This window comes from Corynebacterium sp. HMSC06C06 (genome assembly GCF_001807295.1).
In the GTDB taxonomy this organism is placed as follows: Bacteria; Actinomycetota; Actinomycetes; order Mycobacteriales; family Mycobacteriaceae; genus Corynebacterium; species Corynebacterium striatum.
In genome coordinates this window covers 1-1251 of sequence record NZ_KV788461.1, presented here as the reverse complement: position 1 = coordinate 1251, position 1251 = coordinate 1, and the positions used below count along the sequence as shown (strand labels likewise).

Sequence of the window (1251 nt, the reverse complement as noted above, 5' to 3'; positions counted from 1 at the left end):
TGTCTTGCCATATGTTAAAACATATGTTAAACTAGGGGTATACCGCGACGGAAGGCAACACTCGACAAAGAAAGGAGCAGACATGCTCACTATCTACACCAAACCCGGATGCCACCCCTGCCGCCTGACCATCAAAACCGCCAACAAACTCGGCATCGACTACCAAGAAAAACCCGCCAAAGAACACACCGACTACCTCGCCACCCTCGGCCACACCAGCGCCCCCGTCATCGTCGACGACGCCGGCAACAGCTTCTCCGGCTTCCGCCCCGACAAACTACGCCAAGCCGCATAACCCAAAAAGCAAGGAGCACCCCATGGCCCAGGACACTGTCGAAACCATCAACGCCACCATCACCGTCACCAACTCCGAAGCCTGCCTTATCTCCGCCATGCTCACCAGCGGCGACAAAGACACCATCACCACCATCACCGACAAACTCGACCCCGCAGACTTCGCCAACACCCTACTGGCACGAATCTTTGCCACCCTACAAGAACTCGTCAACGACAACCGCCCCACCGACGCCTCCACCGTCCTCAATGCCCTCCAGGCCAAAGGCAACCGCGACGGACTTGCCGACGACCAACACCACATCATGACCGAACTGGTCACCCTCAAAATCGTCGACCTCCACCTCGCCGACTACGCCCGCCAAGTAGCCAGCACCAGCTACCGCCGCCAATACCTCCACATGACCGAACAACTCCGCCACGCCGCTGAACACGCCCCCGAAGCCGAACTACTCGACATCATGATCAACCACGGCATAGGCCAACGCAAGGCCTGGCAGCGCTACCAAGACATCACCACGATCTAGCCCGCCTGGGGTGTGCACACCCTGCCGATACGATCAAAAGCGTCCTCGAAATTCCAACCGAAAGGAAGCTTGCCGCCATGGCCTCATACGCCCTCGCCGCCTTCACCCTCGCCGCCCTCCTGGCCCTGACGATCCTCGCCCTCAGCGACGCTAATGAGCGCGCGCGTATCGCCCCCATCGGCCTGACCGTCTCGGCGTCACTTTGGACGGTCCCACCCGTAGGTCTCACGGTGGCAGGGGCCTCCGCGACCCTAATCATGCTTGTTATCGCCCTATCCACCCTGGGATTTTGGGCCCTGCTGGCCGGGTGTCAGCTACGCCAAGCGTTCGCATAACCGCAGCGCATAGACTATAAATCGCACTAACCAGCCTGCCATATGCTTTAACATACGCTAAAGCATATGGCCTAACATATGTCTTGCCATATGTT

At 58.7% G+C, this 1251-nt stretch carries 3 protein-coding genes; all 3 read left to right on the top strand.

What is annotated here, in order from left to right; genetic code table 11:
* Nucleotides 1-82 precede the first annotated feature (82 nt).
* The 3 genes from HMPREF3153_RS01060 to HMPREF3153_RS01050 all read left to right on the top strand — a co-directional run bounded on the left by HMPREF3153_RS01060 (nucleotide 83) and on the right by HMPREF3153_RS01050 (nucleotide 1156).
* Entirely contained in the window at nucleotides 83-295 is a 213-nt protein-coding gene (locus HMPREF3153_RS01060) for a glutaredoxin family protein (RefSeq protein WP_070419790.1), read from the top strand.
* Between the two features lie 22 nt (nucleotides 296-317).
* Nucleotides 318-821, top strand: a complete 504-nt coding sequence (locus HMPREF3153_RS01055; RefSeq protein ID WP_070419789.1) for a DnaB-like helicase N-terminal domain-containing protein — start codon at nucleotides 318-320, stop codon at nucleotides 819-821.
* Nucleotides 822-898: 77 nt separating this feature from the next.
* Nucleotides 899-1156 (top strand): hypothetical protein, encoded by a 258-nt coding sequence (locus HMPREF3153_RS01050; protein WP_070419788.1) that lies wholly within the window; start codon nucleotides 899-901, stop codon nucleotides 1154-1156.
* Nucleotides 1157-1251 lie beyond the last annotated feature (95 nt).